A 15,520-nucleotide genomic window follows, 5' to 3' on the forward strand; every position below is an offset into this window, starting at 1 on the left:
TCGGGCTCCTGACTCTGTGAAAGTGCGCGCACACCCAGAGTTACCCAAACGGCGGCCCGGCGCACCCGGGACGCACAGGAGCCCGGCCCCTCCCACTGGGAGAGACCGGGCTCGTGGTGCTCTTCGGGGCGGTTGGACTAGTCGAGGTAGTCGCGCAGCACCTGGGAGCGCGACGGGTGACGCAGCTTCGACATCGTCTTCGACTCGATCTGACGGATCCGCTCACGGGTGACGCCGTAGACCTTGCCGATCTCGTCCAGCGTCTTGGGCTGGCCGTCGGTGAGGCCGAAGCGCATGGACACGACACCCGCCTCGCGCTCGGAGAGGGTGTCCAGCACCGAGTGCAGCTGCTCCTGCAGAAGCGTGAAGCTGACCGCGTCGGCCGGGACGACCGCCTCGGAGTCCTCGATGAGGTCACCGAACTCGCTGTCGCCGTCCTCGCCCAGCGGGGTGTGCAGCGAGATGGGCTCGCGGCCGTACTTCTGGACCTCGATGACCTTTTCGGGGGTCATGTCGAGTTCCTTGGCCAGCTCCTCCGGGGTGGGCTCGCGGCCCAGGTCCTGGAGCATCTGACGCTGGACGCGCGCGAGCTTGTTGATGACCTCGACCATGTGGACGGGGATACGGATCGTACGGGCCTGGTCGGCCATGGCGCGGGTGATGGCCTGGCGGATCCACCACGTCGCGTAGGTCGAGAACTTGTAGCCCTTGGTGTAGTCGAACTTCTCGACCGCACGGATCAGACCGAGGTTGCCCTCCTGGATCAGGTCCAGGAAGAGCATGCCGCGGCCGGTGTACCGCTTGGCCAGGGAGACGACCAGTCGGAGGTTGGCCTCCAGGAGGTGGTTCTTCGCCCGACGGCCGTCCTCGGCGATGATCTCCAGCTCGCGCTTGAGCTTCGGCGCGAGTTTGTCGGAGTTCGCCAGCTTGTCCTCGGCGAACAGACCCGCCTCGATGCGCTTGGCGAGCTCCACCTCCTGCTCGGCGTTGAGGAGGGGGACCTTGCCAATCTGCTTGAGGTAGTCCTTGACCGGGTCGGCGGTGGCACCGGCCGCGGCGACCTGCTGCGCGGGCGCGTCGTCCTCGTCGTCGTCGGACAGGACGAAGCCGGCGTTCTCCGCGCCCTCGGCGGCCTCGGGGGCGTCGCCCTTGCCAGGCGCCGGGGTCTCCTCGGTCACCTCGTCGTCGAGCAGCTCGTCGACGTCCTTCTTGGCCGCGGTCTTCTTCGCGGTGGCCTTCTTGGCCGTGGTCTTCTTCGCGACCGTCTTCTTGGCGGTCGCCTTCTTCGCCGCCGCCTTCTTCGCAGGCGCGGACTCGGACTCACCGGCCGACGGGTCCGCCACGGGGGCGGGGGCGGCGGCGGTGGTCTTCTTGACCGTGGCGGCCTTCGCCGCGACGGTCTTGGTGGCGGTGCGCTTCGCCGGACTCTTCGCTGCGACGCTCTTGCGTGTGCGCTTGGGCGCCTCTGCGGCACTGACCATCAGCGTCACACCCTCCTCGTCGAGGATCTGGTTGAGGCTGCGCAGAACGTTCTTCCACTGGGTTGGCGGAATCTGGTCAGCCTCGAAGGCCCGACGCACGTCATCGCCGGCGATCTGCCCATCTGCCTTTCCCCGCTCGATGAGCGCCATCACAGACTCGGACTCGGCGATCTCCGGCGGGAGCGTACGGGATGTGCTGGCCGACACGAACAACCTCTCGGAACGATGGAAACGGCTTCCGACCCCGTCCTGTGTGGATCGGAGCCGACGACCGCCGGTGGGGATGGACCGACGGCGCAGGGGCAACCGGGGAGTTGAACAGCGTCACGAACGCCGCTCGTATTCCCTCCTCGGCTATCACCTCTTAAGTCATCGCGCTTCCCGGAAGAGCGTTACGCCCAATCTGCGTGGCCCGAGTCACACCCCATAACGACCCATTCCCAGTCATATGACATGCAATCCTCCCAAGACCTGCCGCCGGATCCGGTCGGCGTCCCGGATCCGGCGATTTTTCTGCGCCACGCCGCGTACGGCGTGCCTTGCCCGAGGGGTGCGCAGGGCACAGGCCCGCTCGGCGGCTACGGTCCGTACACGGTCGGGTGCGGGTCTTCAGTGCTCGCGGGGTGCGGGGACGACGTGGTCCACCGGCGTCCCGGAGCCCTGGCCGCCGACCTCGCCATGGGCGGCGAGAAGCTGGCGCATGGCGGATTCGGCGGCCGTGGCGTCACCGGATCCGATGGCGTCGACGACCCGCATGTGCTGGCCCACGGAGTTCTCGACCGGGCGCTCGCAGCCGCCGCCGGGGCCGCCGGAGACGTGCAGGGCCGCGGAGACGATGCCCGAGAGGTGCTCGAGCATGCGGTTGCCGGCGAGCTGCAGCAGCAGCGAGTGGAACTCGGCGTCGGCGCGGCAGAAGGTCATGGTGTCGCCCTGGGCCGCGGAGTGCCCCATGATCTCGACCATGTCGGCCAGCCGCTGCTGGATGTCCTCACGGCCGTGGCCGGCGGCGAGACGGGCGGCGAGGGGCTCGATCGTCCAGCGCAGCTCGCAGAGCTCGCGGCGCTGGTCGTCGCGCTGTGGTCCGTATGCCCGCCATTCGATGATGTCGGGGTCGAGGAGGTTCCAGTCGCTGACCGGGCGCACCCGGGTGCCCACGTTCGGGCGGGCGCTGACGAGGCCCTTGGCCTCGAGGACTCGCAGCGACTCGCGGACGACGGTGCGGGAGACCTCGAAGCGCTGGCCGATCTCCTCGGGGACGAGCGGGCGGTCGGCACCGAGATCCCCGGAGACGATCATCTGGCCGAGCTGCTGGACGAGTTGGCCGTGCAGGCCGCGGCCGCGGCTGCCGGCCGCGCGGCGGCCGACCCGGCCGATGTCGGCCTCGGAGCCTTCCCAGACCTGCGAAACACGCTCGGCACGGTCGTGGCCTGCTGCGTTGCTGGCGTTCGCGGCGTTGGCGGCGTTCGCGTAGGGGTAGCGGTCAAGCTCGCCCGGGCCTGCGAGGCCGGTGTCGCCGGGGCGAGCCGCGGTCATCATGGTGTGCGCAAGGGTACTCACGCATCTTTTGTCGGCGACACCCTGAACACCCTTGAGGTCTTTGGTGAAAAGCACACGAAAGGGTGATCGCCCCCCATCCCCGAATTGACGCTTTATCGGAAAGAAATGCGCTCTCCATGGCGAGTTGTGGACAGCGGCCGCAACAACAGGGCGTCAAAATAGATGCCTTACTCGATCAGCGGACGAAGCCGCACGGCATCGCGAGCACATATCCGCAGACCAGACGGGTCGGCCACAACCTCCCTGCACCGCCTGCGGGTTGGCGCGTCGGCCACATCATGAACGGGTGCGCCCTGGTCGATTGCGAACGGGTACTTGACGCGGCCTGCGGACAGCAGATCACACCCGCGGCGAGGCACGGGAAGGGAGAGCGCCGGCAATCCCGTTGCGGCGGAACGGAATGCGTTGACGATCGATAAATCCGCCCGGACGCGGTTGCCTTTCGAGGACCCGTCCAACTGGCCACGGGATCAGGGAACTCGATAGGGACAAGGGCGGGTCCGCCCCAAAATCCCCTTGGGCATGGAGGGTGGGCACAGCGGGGTTCGAGCTGTCCGGTCGGGCGGAGGAGGCAGGTCGGACCGCCGGCTCGGCAGGCGACTGCGGGCCGGGCAGCCCGGACAGCTCGCCCGGGACGGTCGGCCGCGGGCCGATGAGCAGTTACCGCCCGGGCGGGATGGGCGCTAGCGGGGTGGCGCCGCGGGCGAGCGGGGCTGCGGGGCCGGCGGCACCGGCCGTGGCCGGATGCCGGTTACGACGACGGCGGGCTCCGACGCGGTGGCGCGGGGCCTCGCGCCCCTGACGGGGCGTGAGGCCGGTCGGGAGCTGCGCGGGTTACGAAGGGGCTCACCCGGCTACCGTACCGCGATATGTCCTATTTTCTCGCAATGTGCAATCTTGACGGTTCATCGTGTCACTGCGAGTGAAACTCAGCCCTGCGGCGGCCGTGAACTCCTCGGGCTCAGACCTCGGGGCGCAGCATCGGCGGGTTGAGCAGTGTCGCGCCGCCGGCCCGGAACAGCTGTGCGGGGCGGCCGCCCTGACGCGTCGTCGTGCCACCGGTGGGCACCAGGAACCCGGGGGTGCCGGTCACCTTGCGGTGGAAATTCCGGGGGTCCAGGGCGACGCCCCAGACCGCCTCGTACACCCGGCGCAGCTCACCCACGGTGAACTCCGGCGGGCAGAAAGCCGTGGCCAGCGAGGAGTACTCGATCTTCGAGCGGGCGCGCTCCACGCCGTCGGCGAGGATCCGGGCGTGATCGAAGGCCAGCGGGGCCGCCAGCTCGCCCTCCCTGGCGAGGGTGTCGTCCTGCTCCAGGAGGGTCTCCACCGGTGCCCAGCGCGCGCTGTGGGCGTCGCCGCCGGGCACGGGCGCGGGCAGGTCGGGGGCGAGCACCAGATGCGCGACGCTGACGACCCGCATACGGGGGTCCCGCTTGGGGTCGCCGTAGGTGGCGAGTTGTTCGAGGTGCGCGCCGTACACGGGGGACGGCCCCGCCGGGGACTGGGCGTGCAGACCCGTCTCCTCGGCCAGCTCCCGGCCGGCCGCGGCTTCGAGGTCCTCGTCGGCCCGGACGAATCCGCCGGGCAGGGCCCAGCGCCCCTGGAACGGCGGCTCACCGCGGCGTACGGCCAGCGCGCACAGGGCGTGGCGCCGCACGGTGAGCACGACCAGGTCGACAGTTACGGCGAAGGGCGGGAAGGCCGACGGGTCGTAGGGAGGCATGGGCGTGATCATAGTCGTCCCCTTGACGATAAACAGGCCCCGAGCGCCTCACGAGCCCAGTTGCAGGCCTTCCGCAGCCGTCTCCACCATCCCCATGCCGAGCCTGCTGACCCGTACGTCGAACGGCTGCTCGGCGACGCACAGACCGGTCAGCTGCATCGCGCCGAGCGGGGCGGTGCCGAGCGGCCGCACGGACACCGTCCCGGCGGGGACGTCCGGGCGCAGCCCTGCGAGCGCGACGAGTATGTGCACCGCACCGCCCGCCGCCACAGCGGCAGGACGGCAGGCCGCCGGATGCGGTACGGGGGCGCCGCCTGTGGTGCGCTGCTCGCCCGCGTACATCTCGGGCAGGCGGTGTCCGAAGCTGTCCGCGGCGTCGAGGACGCCCTTGGTGAGGCTGCCGGCTGCCTGCTCATGGCCGGCCGCTGCCAGGCCGGCGGCGGCAATCGCCGTCTCATGGACGCGGACCGCGCCGCTGCGGTGGCCGAAGGGGTTGTAGCCGCTCTCCTTGCTGCCCAGGCTGCGCAGGCCCCACCCGGAGTCCATGGCCGGGCCGGCCAGCAGCCCGGCCAGTTGGTCGGTCTGTGCCGCGTCCAGCAGGCCCGGGGCCGGTGTCCCGCCGCCGAGGAGTCCGGTGTCCAGGAGGTGGGCGGTGGTGGAGCCGAGGTACGGGACGGGCCTGCCGTCCGCGGTGAGCTGCGCGGCGGGGCGGCCGCCGACCGGGTCCTCCAGCCAGAAGTCCCTGCGGAACCGGGTGCGCAGGTCAGCGGCCCAGTCCCGTAACGCGGCAGCGCCGGCCGCCCCGGAGGCATCGAGGAGGTCGGCGCCCAGGAGGGCGGCGCGATGGGCATGGGCCTGGGTCTCGCAGCGGTACGGTCCGCCCGGCACCGGGTCGGGAACGTAGCCGCCGCGGCGCCCGGCCGGTGCGTCGGTGATCCTCCTCAGCCACGTCAGGCAGCGCTGCGCGGCGGGCAGCAGCCGCTCCGTCTCCCGCTCGGGCAGGCCCCAGCGGCGGGCCTCCGCGAGCACGGCGGGGAACAGGAGGGTTGCCTCGATGCCGGTGCAGCTGGGCGGGGAGTGCGGCCCGAAGTCCCGCAGAGCGCCGGGAATTCGGCCGAAATCCGCTCCTGGTGCGGCTTGTTGGCTACGGGCGAGCGCGCGCAGCGTGCCCGCGGCGAGCCTGGTGCCCAGGGGCAGCAGCATCCGGGCGGTCCACAGCGCCTCGACCGGTGCGAGGCCGCACCGCCAGGGGAATCCGCCGGCGACATACATGTCCGTGGCGGCCTCCGGGTCCCGCATCAACAGGCCGTGGAGGTCGTCGAGGCTGGTCGCCATGAGGGCGTCGGCACGACGGTCGTCGCACTCCAGCCGGGCCGCCGTCCAGGGCCGCGGCGGGCGGTCGGTGCGTGGCCGCGGGGCGACCGCTCCCGTGCGCGGTGCGGGGATGCGAGCGTCCAAGGGACGTCGGCGGTGGCCGGCGGGGCCGCCCGGCTCGTATTCCAGTCCGGTGCGCAGTTCGATGCTGCGGTGGCCGCCGGCCGGCAGGTCGAGGTCCCAGCGCAGCAGTCCCGCCGAGGCCAGCGCGTCCTCGGGCGAGGGCGTCGCGGACACCGTCGCGTGCACACCGGTCCCGGACCAACGGAGCCCGGCACCGTGGACGGCCGCCCGTAGTTCGGGGCCCGGGAGACCGACGGCGATGGCTCCCAGCTCCGCGAGGTCCGTGCCCAGCCCGATCTCGACCGTCAGGCGCACGGGCCTCGTGGCACTGCTGCGGAACGTGATCTGCTCGGTGCCGTCGGCGGACCGCCGCCGCTCCACACGGATCTCCGGGTCAGGGCCGCGCTCTCCGGCCCTGCGGACCGTCCCGAGGAACCGGGCCCGGTCCGTGCCGGTCAACCGCCCCTGGACGACGAGTGGTTCGTCGCCGTCCACCCGTAGTTCGCAGCGGGACAGGACCCGTCGGCCGTCGCGGTAGAAGCCGTCCATGCCGCGGCCGGTCAGCTGCCCCGACGCCGGGGACACGGCCAGGGCGGGGAGGGCCACACAGACGAGCGAGGAGTGGACGGGTTGGGGTTGCGGTGCCCGGGGCGGCACCGGGCGGCGCTCTCCGGACAGCCGGCGGGCCGGCTGGGTCGTGGGGACGATGCCTGTCACGTTCTGCGCTCCCTGATGAGGTCGGGGCTCCGTACGGGCTGCTCCAATCAGGTGAACGGCCCGGCCGGCGCCCAGGTCACGCCGGCCGGGCAGGGACAGCTCGGTCACCGCCGGCTCCGGTCGCCGTCCCGGCCGGCCCGGTGCCTGCCGCGCCCGTCGGTCGTACGGGTGCCGGGGCCCGTGCCGCCGCGCGGTCCGCGGGGGCGCCCGGCGGGACCGGAGCGGCTCGGCCCGGGACGTTTCGTGGGCTGCGGTGTCTTCTTGGCGGCACGGGAGGCGGGCTCGGCTGCGCCCGTTGCCTCCCGGTGTTGTTCGCGCAGGCAGCGGCGCAGTGGCTCCGGGTCGAGTCCTTCGTTGATGGCCCGGTGGAGCAGTTGGGCGAAGGTGTAGTCGGGGTCGAGGGCCAGGGCTCGGCTGAGGGCGACGCGTGCCGACGGTCCGTCCTCGGTGGACCAGCTGACCCAGCCGGCGAGGGTGAGCGGCGCCACCGCGTGTTCGGCATAGCCGCCGGCGCAGCGGCGGGCGAGGGCACGCCAGAGCCGCAGGGCCGGCGCGGCAGCGGAGCCGTCCATCCACTCGGCTGCCCGGTCGCGGGTGACCCGGTCCTGCAGGCCGAGGATGAGGTCGGCGGCCTCGGCATCGGTGATCAGCGCGTCGTCACAGGCGTCCCTGGCCCGGTTGCTGCCGGAGGGGGTGTCCTGCCGGAACCGGTGGATCATGGCGCCGGCCAGGTCGAGGGTGTCCCGGCGGACGGCCACCGCGGCGTCCCCCCGGAGCATGCGCGGAACCAGTGCGCCGGCGGCCGCGTCCAGCGCTGTCTCCTGGTCGGCGGCCCGCCGCCCGGTGCGGGGCGCGAGCCTGGCCTCCATCTCCTTGAGGGAGCCGCGCACCTGCATTCCCGCGTAGGCGGCGGCCGCGGCCATCACGGATGTGCCGGGCATGACCATGGGCGTGCCCTCGGCGGGGCAGCACCGGAAGTCGGGGCAGCAGTAGGACCAGAAGCGGCCGTTGGAGAGGCACAGGGCTTCCAGGACCGGTACGTCGAGCGCGCCGCAGGCCGTGCGCAACCGTTGGGCGAGCGGGCGGAGGCGGTCCTTGACGTCCTTGCCGCTCTCCCCCGCCGCAGGCTCCTGGCAGAGGTAGACGATGATCGCCGCGGGACGGGCGTCACGCTCCTGACCTGCGGAGATCAGACACTCGGCAAGCTGGTCGGCGGCATCCGGCCACTGCGCGGTGTCGGTCGGGATGCCGAGCCTGACCCGGCCGCCGAACCGTCCGCGCTCGCCGGTCAGCGCGATCATCACAACGCTGTCGTCCGGATAGAAGCCCAGGAGGTACGGCAGGGCGTCGGCGAGCTCGGCGGGGCCGCGCAGGGTGACCTGCGCCTCGGGGGTCGGTGCATTGGTGGCGTCGGACGGGGCGGCGGAGTGGGAGGGGCGGGACGGGGTTGCTGCCGTGGAGCCGGTGAGGCGGAACGGGTCCAGGGAGTCGGTGGGGCCGGAAGGGGTGGAAGTGTTGGCGGTTTCCGCAGGTCCGGGCCGGCTGGAGGTTTCGGCGGCGTCGGTCGGGTCGGTGGGTGCGGTGGGGCTGGACGCCCCGGGGGCGCTGGGCGGGTCGGCGGGGGCGGGTGGCTTCGGCGTGCGGGGAGGGTGCGGAGGTTGCGGAGAGTTTTCGGCGGAGGAGGGCGCGGAGGCGGGGGTCGAGTGGATGTCGCCGGAGCGCTTGCTCGGTTCGCTGTGCGGATTCATGGCTCGAAGATCCCGCGGCCGGCCGCTGCGCCGCGACCCCTGTGGATAACTCTCGGGCGAGGCAGTTGTCCACAGCTTCGGGCGGGGGTTCGCGCGTTGTCAGTGGCATCGGGTTGCATGGGGGCATGAGCAACGAAGATCTGCGTGCCGCAGCCGACGCCGTCCTGACCCGCCTCGTCGGGGATCCCGGGGGCGAGGCGAGGCTGCGCGAGGATCAGTGGCGGGCGATCGAGGCGCTGGTCGCCGACCATCGCCGTGCGCTGGTCGTCCAGCGCACGGGCTGGGGCAAGTCCGCGGTCTACTTCGTCGCGACGGCGCTGCTGCGGGAGCGCGGCAGCGGACCGACCGTGATCGTCTCCCCGCTGCTCGCGCTGATGCGCAATCAGGTCGAGGCAGCCGCGCGGGCCGGGATCCGCGCCCGCACGATCAACTCCGCCAACACCGAGGAGTGGGACACCGTCCAGGCCGAGGTGGCGGCCGGCGACGTGGATGTCCTGCTGGTCAGTCCCGAGCGGCTCAACAACCCCGACTTCCGCGATCAGGTGCTGCCCAAGCTCGCGGCGGCGACCGGTCTGCTGGTGGTCGACGAAGCGCACTGCATCTCCGACTGGGGCCATGATTTCCGGCCGGACTACCGGCGGCTGCGCACCATGCTCGCCGATCTCCCGCCCGGTGTGCCCGTGCTCGCCACCACGGCCACGGCCAACGCGCGGGTGACCGCCGATGTCGCCGAACAGCTCGGCACGGGCGAGGGCTCCACCGAGGCCCTGGTTCTGCGGGGGCCGCTGGACCGGGAGAGCCTGAGCCTGGGTGTTCTCCCGCTGCCGGACGCCGCGCACCGGCTCGCCTGGCTCGCGGACCATCTGCACGAACTGCCGGGCTCGGGGATCATCTACACGCTCACCGTCGCCGCCGCCGAGGAGGTCACGGCGTTCCTGCGCCATCGGGGGCACACGGTCTCCTCGTACACCGGCAAGACGGAGAACGCCGACCGCCAGCAGGCCGAGGACGATCTGCTCGCCAATCGCGTCAAGGCGCTGGTGGCGACCTCGGCGCTGGGCATGGGCTTCGACAAGCCCGACCTGGGCTTCGTGGTGCACCTGGGTTCGCCGTCGTCCCCCATCGCGTACTACCAGCAGGTGGGCCGGGCGGGCCGTGGGGTCGAGCACGCCGAGGTGCTGCTGCTGCCCGGGCGGGAGGACGAGGCGATCTGGAAGTACTTCGCCTCGCTGGCGTTCCCGCCCGAGGAGCAGGTGCGGCGAACCTTGGACGTCCTGGCGGCCGCCGACCGCCCGGTGTCGCTGCCGGCCCTGGAGCCACAGGTCGAACTGCGCCGCTCGCGCCTGGAGATCATGCTCAAGGTGCTCGATGTGGACGGCGCCGTCCAGCGCGTCAAGGGCGGCTGGACCTCCACAGGCCGGCCGTGGTCGTACGACGCCGAGCGCTATGCGTGGGTGGCACGCCAGCGCGAGGCCGAGCAACAGGCGATGCGGGAGTACGCCGCCACGACGGGCTGCCGGATGGAGTTCCTGCGGCGGCAGTTGGACGACGAGGCGGCGGTGGCCTGCGGGCGCTGCGACAACTGCGCCGGGGCCCGGTTCACCACCGAGGTGTCCACCGCGGCGCTGGATGCGGCGCGCGGTGAGCTGGGGCGGCCCGGGGTGGAGCTGGAGCCGCGGCGGATGTGGCCGACGGGGCTGCCGGCCGTCGGCGTCGACCTCAAGGGCCGTATCCCGGCAGCTGAGCTGGCCGCGACCGGCCGGGCTCTGGGCCGGCTCTCCGACATCGGGTGGGGCAACCGCCTGCGACCGATGCTCGCACCGCAGGCGCCGGACGGCCCGGTTCCCGACGATGTGGCGGCAGCGGTGGTCACCGTGCTCGCCGACTGGGCCAAGGGTTCCGGGGGTTGGGCCTCGGGGGCGGCAGACGCACCGGCCCGCCCGGTGGGCGTCGTCGCGCTCTCCTCGCGCAGCCGTCCGCAGCTGATCCGGTCGCTGGCCGAGCGCATCGCCACCGTCGGCCGTATGCCGTTCCTGGGCACGGTGACCTCGGTGGACGACGGTGCCGACGGGAGGATTCCGCGCAGCAACAGTGCCCAGCGGCTGCGGGCACTGCACGGTTCGCTGGGCGTGCCGCCGGAGCTGGCGCAGGCCCTGGCATCGGCAGACGGTCCGGTGCTGTTGGTGGACGACTACGCCGACACGGGCTGGACCCTGGCCGTGGCCGCCCGGCTGCTGCGCCGGTCGGGGGCAGCGGAGGTGTTTCCGCTGGTCCTCGCCGTCCAGGGCTAGGAGCCGTAGGGCGCGCGGCTGCGGGCAGGGACATTTGTGACTCCCTGGGCGATTCCGGTCCCGGCCGGGAATTGCTCGTTGCCGCATGCCTGTACGACCGCGAGAATTGGAGTTGCTTCCCCGTACCGGCCTTCCGTGGTCAGGCAGGGCCATGCCGTGGTGCCCATCCGCGCCTGGCCACCGCCCGACGTGCGGACGCGTAGACGATGGGAGGAACGTGACCTTCGGCTTCGCCCCGCCCCCGCAGGTGTCCCCGCCCACGTCCGCCGATTCAGCCGCCCGGCTGGGCCGCATGCTGGAGCCCGCCGAATGGGCCTCGGCCGGTATCCCGTTGCTGCGCAATCCCCGTGAGGTCGTCGCCGGCCTGCACGACCGTCACCGGCCGGTGCCGTCGACGGCCATCGTCGCGGTGCTCGACATGCAGGAGCGCGTGGCGGCCAGTGCCTCGTTCACCGAGTTCACGGGTGCCCCCGACGGCTGGGAGTTCCGCAACGCGCTCCTGGCGCATCTGCGCCAGGTCATCCCGCACGACCTGCGGCTGCGTGCCCCGGTCCGGACCGCCGTGCTGCTCTACTGCCGTGAGGGCGAACCCCTTTGGACGGAGACGGACGGGGCGTGGATGTGGGGGCTGCGCGATGCCTGCACCCTGCACGGGCTGCGGTGCGGGGCGTACATCACCTTGACCCCGGACCGCTGGCAGGTGCTGGGAGAGGGCCGCGGCGGGCGCCGCCCCAAGCCGTCCACCACGGCCGAGCCGGTCACTGCGGCACGCCGTACGGCGGCGGGAGCGGGCACGGCGACGGGGCGCATGGAGGCTCGTCGGACGACGACCGCACATCCGGATGCGCGGCTCAGGGCCGCGCAGTTGCCCACCGCCCCGAATCGGTCGACGGCGCGGCACACGGGAGGCGGCGCCCCGGAAGCGCATCGGCACACGGCCGCACGCTGAGCACGGTCGGACGTACACCGGCTTCCGGGCAGAAACCGGGCACACTGTCAGGCGTACCGGCGCCTGGGCCATGATGCCCACCCTCTCGGCATCCCGGCCCGCCAAGGGCGGACCGCCTCCGACCGGCACGGCCGCGCCTCTCCCCGCCGATGCTCCCGGCATCCGGACCTCGTCCGGGCGGGAGCGCAAGCGAGCCCGACGGCCTCCGGGGCCGACGGGCTGTTGCAAAGCGGCAGCGATCAGGCGGGTGCGCCGAGAACGGCGTTGATCCGCTGCGGGTCCCCGCAGACGATCAGCAGCGTTCCGGCACGGGCCATCGCCGCGGGCAGCGCCTGCGCGGTGACCTCGTCCGTAGCGCCGTTGACGGCGACGACCACGACGGGTCGGCCGGTGGCGCGCACGGCTCCGGCGTCCGCGTAGAACACATCGTCCGCGGCGTCGTGTTGGGCCCAGTAGGACGCCTCGCCGAAGGACAGCTCATGCGCGGCCCACGGGTGCGCGTCACCGGTGGTCAGCACCAGGATTTCGCCCGGCGCACGCCCGGAGTCCAGCAGCAGGTCGACGGCCTCGTCGGCGGCGTCGATGGCGCCGGCGGCGGGTGCCGGGATCAGCTGGAGCTGCGCTCCCGCGGCATCGCCGGTCTTGCCGGCGGGCGGCTGCGGGGAGCTGGTGCGCTGCGCCGGGGGAGCGGCGACAGGACCACGCGGCGGGGCAGCAGGTCCGGGCTTGCCCGGACGGACACTGGACGCGGGGGCGCCGCGCGGCGGTGCGGGGCGGGGACCGGGACCAGGAACAGGACGGGGGGTCGGCGCGGTACGGCCGGCGGCCGGAGTTGCGCGGGGACCCGGGACACTCTCGTGAATCTGAGGCTCCTCGGGGATGAGAGGCATAAAGGGATGTCTATCAAACGTAAGTGCGGAACACGTCATCGGGTACCGAATTGATGTGCGTACCGCTCAGAAATCGAAGCCGAGTTGGCCACCGGCTTCCAGAGCGGACGCTTCGGGGGTGATGCGCACCTTCTTCAGATGCCGCCAACGGGGCAGGGCATCCATGTAGGACCACGACACTCGGTGGTGCGGCGTAGGACCGTACTCCTCCAGGGCAATGCGATGGGTCGGCGAGGGGTAGCCTGCGTTGGCCGCGAAGTCGAAGTCCGCGTACACCAGGCCGAGTTCGGCCATCATCGCGTCGCGTCGCACTTTGGCGATCACGGACGCGGCGGCGACCGCGATGCAGGACTGGTCGCCCTTGATGACCGTGCGGACCCGCCAGGGCGCGCCCAGGTAGTTGTGCTTGCCGTCGAGAATGACCGCGTCCGGCCGGACCGGCAGCGCCTCCAGGGCGCGGACGGCCGCGAGCCGCAGGGCCGCGGTCATGCCCAGTGCGTCGATCTCCTCCGGCGAGGAGTGCCCCAGGGCGTACGACGTGACCCAGTCGCCGAGCACATCGCACAGTTCGGTGCGGCGCTTGGGGGTCAGCAGCTTGGAATCGGTGAGTCCGTCGGGTGGCCGGCGCAGACCGGTGATGGCTGCGCAGACGCTGACCGGACCGGCCCACGCTCCGCGCCCGACCTCGTCGACACCTGCAACGATCTTGGCGCCCGTCGTGGCGCGCAATGATCGCTCGACGGTATGGGTGGGGGGCTCGTACGGCATGGCGCCAGCAAGGTTACGCCTATTCGGCCGAGCCGTCCGCACCGGATCCCCACCTGATGACAAACGGTGGGGACGACCGTCTGACCAGGGTGCGAACGGGACCCGCCGCTTCCGCTACCGATCGGTACACGGAAGCTGGATCAGGCGTGGTGCGGCCGGCAACGGAGGCCGCCGTCGCCTGGCCCGAGGGGCGTCGCACAGGCGAAATCGCCGTTCGGCGCCGCTGGTTGGTGAACGTCCGGAAGACGGCACGTGGACGGACGTGCGCGCACCACAGCGGGCGAGGGTGAGGGCGGTGGAGCGACGGAGGAGGCGCGTCAGTCGGGGAGGGCGGGCGTCCAGGACGGGAGCGGCTCGGCGCCTTCCAGCCATGCCCGAGGAGGGTGGCCGGCGTGACCGGCGGCGACGATGCCGCCGACGATGGCGCAGGTGGTGTCCACATCGCCGCCCGCCTGCGCAGTGGACCAAAACGCCCGCTCGTAGTTGCCCAGATTCCGGGCCGCGGCCCAGAGGGCGAACGGCACCGTGTCGTGGGCGCTGGTGCGCCGTCCGCAGCCCAGGACGGCGGCGACGGTGCCGGAGTCGGCGTAGTCGAGCATGTCGCGTGCGCGGCGCAGCCCGGCTTGCACGGCGCTGCGCGGGATCAGCTCCAGCACACCGTCCAGCAGCTGTTCGGGGCCGGTGTCACGGGACGGGTCGGCCACCAGGGCGGCCGCAGCGGCGACGGCCATGGCGCCGACGACGGCCTCACGGTGCTGATGGGTGGTGTAGGCGGAGATCTCCGCCTGGTGGGTGGCCTGCTCGGGGTCGTCGGCGTACCAGGCGCCGAGCGGAGCGATGCGCATGGCCGCTCCGTTGCCCCAGGAGCCCTGACCGTTGAAGAGGCCCGATGCCAGCTCGCGCCAGTCTCCGCCCTCGCGGATCAGCCGCAGCATGCGGTTGACGGCCGGGCCGTAGCCGCGGTCGACGTCATGGCGGTCGGCGAAGGAACGGGCGAGCGCGTCCTGGTCGATCCGGCCGTGGGCGGTGAGCACGGCCAGGACGGAACACGCCATCTCGGTGTCGTCGGTCCACCGCCAGGGGGCGGGCGGCAGCTCCCGGCGCTTGAGGGAGGGGTAATGGGCGGGGACGAAGAACTGGGATCCGAGCGCATCACCCACGGAGAGGCCGCGCAGGCTCGCCAGAGCTCGCGCACAGCGGGCTGCGTCACGGTGGTCGGGGGTCATCGCTGTGCACTCTAACCGGTGACGCCATAAGACTCGGGTACACACCAGCGCTCGAAGGGGCGGTCGAGGGTGTAGCGGCCGTCCGGGCCGAGCAGGAGGGTGCGCCGCTCCGCATTGCCGGGATTGGACAGCGACTCGAAGTCGGCCACCGTCCAGTGGAACCACCGCATACAGAACAGCCGCATGGTGAGACCGTGCGTGACGATGAGGACGTTCGGCGGGTGGCCCGGGTCCTCGAAGCTGCGCCACAGGCTTTCCAGGAACGCCCCGACCCGGTCGTAGACATCTGCCCCGGACTCGCCCTGGGCGAAGCGGTAGAAGAAGTGGCCGTAGGCGTCGCGGTAGGCCTTCTGCCGTCGCACGTCGTCGCGGTCCTGCCAGTTTCCCCAGTCCTGCTCGCGCAGCCGGGGCTCCTCGCGCACCCGGACCCTGGCGGGGTCGAGGCCGAGCGCGCGGAAGGTCTGGTGGGTGCGGCGGTAGGGCGAGACATAGGCGGAGATCCGCTCCTCGCCGAACATCTCGCGCAGCGGCCCGCCGGCCTCGTTCGCCTGCCGCAGCCCGGTCTCGGTGAGGGCGAGTGCATGATCCGGCTCCCGCTCGTACACGGTGTCGTCGACATTGCCCACCGACTCTCCATGGCGGATGAGGACGATGCGTCGGGGCCGGGCCATGCCGCCAGCCTAAATCCGCCGCTTTGCCCATGCCGCACGCGGCCGGACGACCACAGCAG

The 15,520-nt window shown here is 72.3% G+C and carries 11 protein-coding genes; 2 read left to right on the forward strand and 9 right to left on the reverse strand.

Annotation, left to right across the window (positions count from 1 at the left end; genetic code table 11):
* Nucleotides 1-137: 137 nt before the first annotated feature.
* The 5 genes from AB0411_RS25895 to AB0411_RS25915 form a co-directional block, all read right to left on the reverse strand.
* Nucleotides 138-1,688, reverse strand: a complete 1,551-nt coding sequence (locus AB0411_RS25895) for an RNA polymerase sigma factor (protein ID WP_260635435.1) — start codon at nt 1,686-1,688, stop codon at nt 138-140.
* A gap of 402 nt (nt 1,689-2,090) precedes the next feature.
* The gene (locus AB0411_RS25900; RefSeq protein ID WP_366419673.1) at nt 2,091-3,092 is read right to left on the reverse strand and encodes a FadR/GntR family transcriptional regulator; all 1,002 of its coding nucleotides are present in this window, start codon (nt 3,090-3,092) and stop codon (nt 2,091-2,093) included.
* A gap of 907 nt (nt 3,093-3,999) precedes the next feature.
* Entirely contained in the window at nt 4,000-4,764 is a 765-nt protein-coding gene (locus tag AB0411_RS25905; RefSeq protein ID WP_366419674.1) for an NUDIX hydrolase, read from the reverse strand.
* Nucleotides 4,765-4,812: 48 nt separating this feature from the next.
* Entirely contained in the window at nt 4,813-6,807 is a 1,995-nt protein-coding gene (locus tag AB0411_RS25910; RefSeq protein ID WP_366419746.1) for a glycogen debranching N-terminal domain-containing protein, read from the reverse strand.
* Between the two features lie 215 nt (nt 6,808-7,022).
* Nucleotides 7,023-8,666, reverse strand: a complete 1,644-nt coding sequence (locus AB0411_RS25915) for a DUF4192 family protein (RefSeq protein WP_366419675.1) — start codon at nt 8,664-8,666, stop codon at nt 7,023-7,025.
* Nucleotides 8,667-8,791: 125 nt separating this feature from the next.
* Here AB0411_RS25915 and AB0411_RS25920 point away from each other — a divergent pair, with 125 nt between their 5' ends.
* Together AB0411_RS25920 and AB0411_RS25925 are read left to right on the forward strand one after the other, a co-directional pair.
* Complete coding sequence (locus AB0411_RS25920; protein ID WP_366419676.1) at nt 8,792-10,957, forward strand: RecQ family ATP-dependent DNA helicase; 2,166 nt, start codon at nt 8,792-8,794, stop codon at nt 10,955-10,957.
* A gap of 217 nt (nt 10,958-11,174) precedes the next feature.
* Nucleotides 11,175-11,906 carry a hypothetical protein gene (locus AB0411_RS25925; protein WP_366419677.1) on the forward strand — a complete coding sequence of 244 codons (732 nt, stop codon included), beginning with the start codon at nt 11,175-11,177 and terminating at the stop codon, nt 11,904-11,906.
* Nucleotides 11,907-12,145: 239 nt separating this feature from the next.
* Here the strand turns inward: AB0411_RS25925 and AB0411_RS25930 are convergent, their stop codons facing one another.
* The 4 genes from AB0411_RS25930 to AB0411_RS25945 all read right to left on the reverse strand — a co-directional run bounded on the left by AB0411_RS25930 (nt 12,146) and on the right by AB0411_RS25945 (nt 15,461).
* Nucleotides 12,146-12,796: a hypothetical protein gene (locus AB0411_RS25930; RefSeq protein ID WP_366419678.1), complete on the reverse strand. Its 651-nt coding sequence runs from the start codon at nt 12,794-12,796 to the stop codon at nt 12,146-12,148.
* Between the two features lie 66 nt (nt 12,797-12,862).
* A complete protein-coding gene (locus AB0411_RS25935) occupies nt 12,863-13,564 on the reverse strand; it encodes a ribonuclease HII (RefSeq protein ID WP_366419679.1) in 702 nt (233 codons plus the stop codon).
* Nucleotides 13,565-13,881: 317 nt separating this feature from the next.
* Nucleotides 13,882-14,790, reverse strand: coding sequence for an ADP-ribosylglycohydrolase family protein (locus tag AB0411_RS25940; protein WP_366419680.1), 909 nt, complete (start codon nt 14,788-14,790; stop codon nt 13,882-13,884).
* An 11-nt stretch (nt 14,791-14,801) separates the two neighbouring features.
* Nucleotides 14,802-15,461, reverse strand: coding sequence for a histidine phosphatase family protein (locus AB0411_RS25945; RefSeq protein ID WP_366419681.1), 660 nt, complete (start codon nt 15,459-15,461; stop codon nt 14,802-14,804).
* Between the last annotated feature and the right edge of the window lie 59 nt (nt 15,462-15,520).

It is taken from the genome of Streptomyces angustmyceticus, from assembly GCF_040701845.1.
In the GTDB taxonomy this organism is placed as follows: Bacteria; Actinomycetota; Actinomycetes; order Streptomycetales; family Streptomycetaceae; genus Streptomyces; species Streptomyces angustmyceticus_A.

Bases quoted from the DNA above. Each gene is read 5' to 3' on its own strand.
- AB0411_RS25920 (WP_366419676.1), top strand. From the start codon at position 8,792: ATGAGCAACGAAGATCTGCGTGCCGCAGCCGACGCCGTCCTGACCCGC.
- AB0411_RS25945 (WP_366419681.1), bottom strand. From the start codon at position 15,461: ATGGCCCGGCCCCGACGCATCGTCCTCATCCGCCATGGAGAGTCGGTG.
- AB0411_RS25930 (WP_366419678.1), bottom strand. From the start codon at position 12,796: ATGCCTCTCATCCCCGAGGAGCCTCAGATTCACGAGAGTGTCCCGGGT.
- AB0411_RS25905 (WP_366419674.1), bottom strand. From the start codon at position 4,764: ATGCCTCCCTACGACCCGTCGGCCTTCCCGCCCTTCGCCGTAACTGTC.
- AB0411_RS25940 (WP_366419680.1), bottom strand. From the start codon at position 14,790: ATGACCCCCGACCACCGTGACGCAGCCCGCTGTGCGCGAGCTCTGGCG.
- AB0411_RS25935 (WP_366419679.1), bottom strand. From the start codon at position 13,564: ATGCCGTACGAGCCCCCCACCCATACCGTCGAGCGATCATTGCGCGCC.
- AB0411_RS25915 (WP_366419675.1), bottom strand. From the start codon at position 8,666: ATGAATCCGCACAGCGAACCGAGCAAGCGCTCCGGCGACATCCACTCG.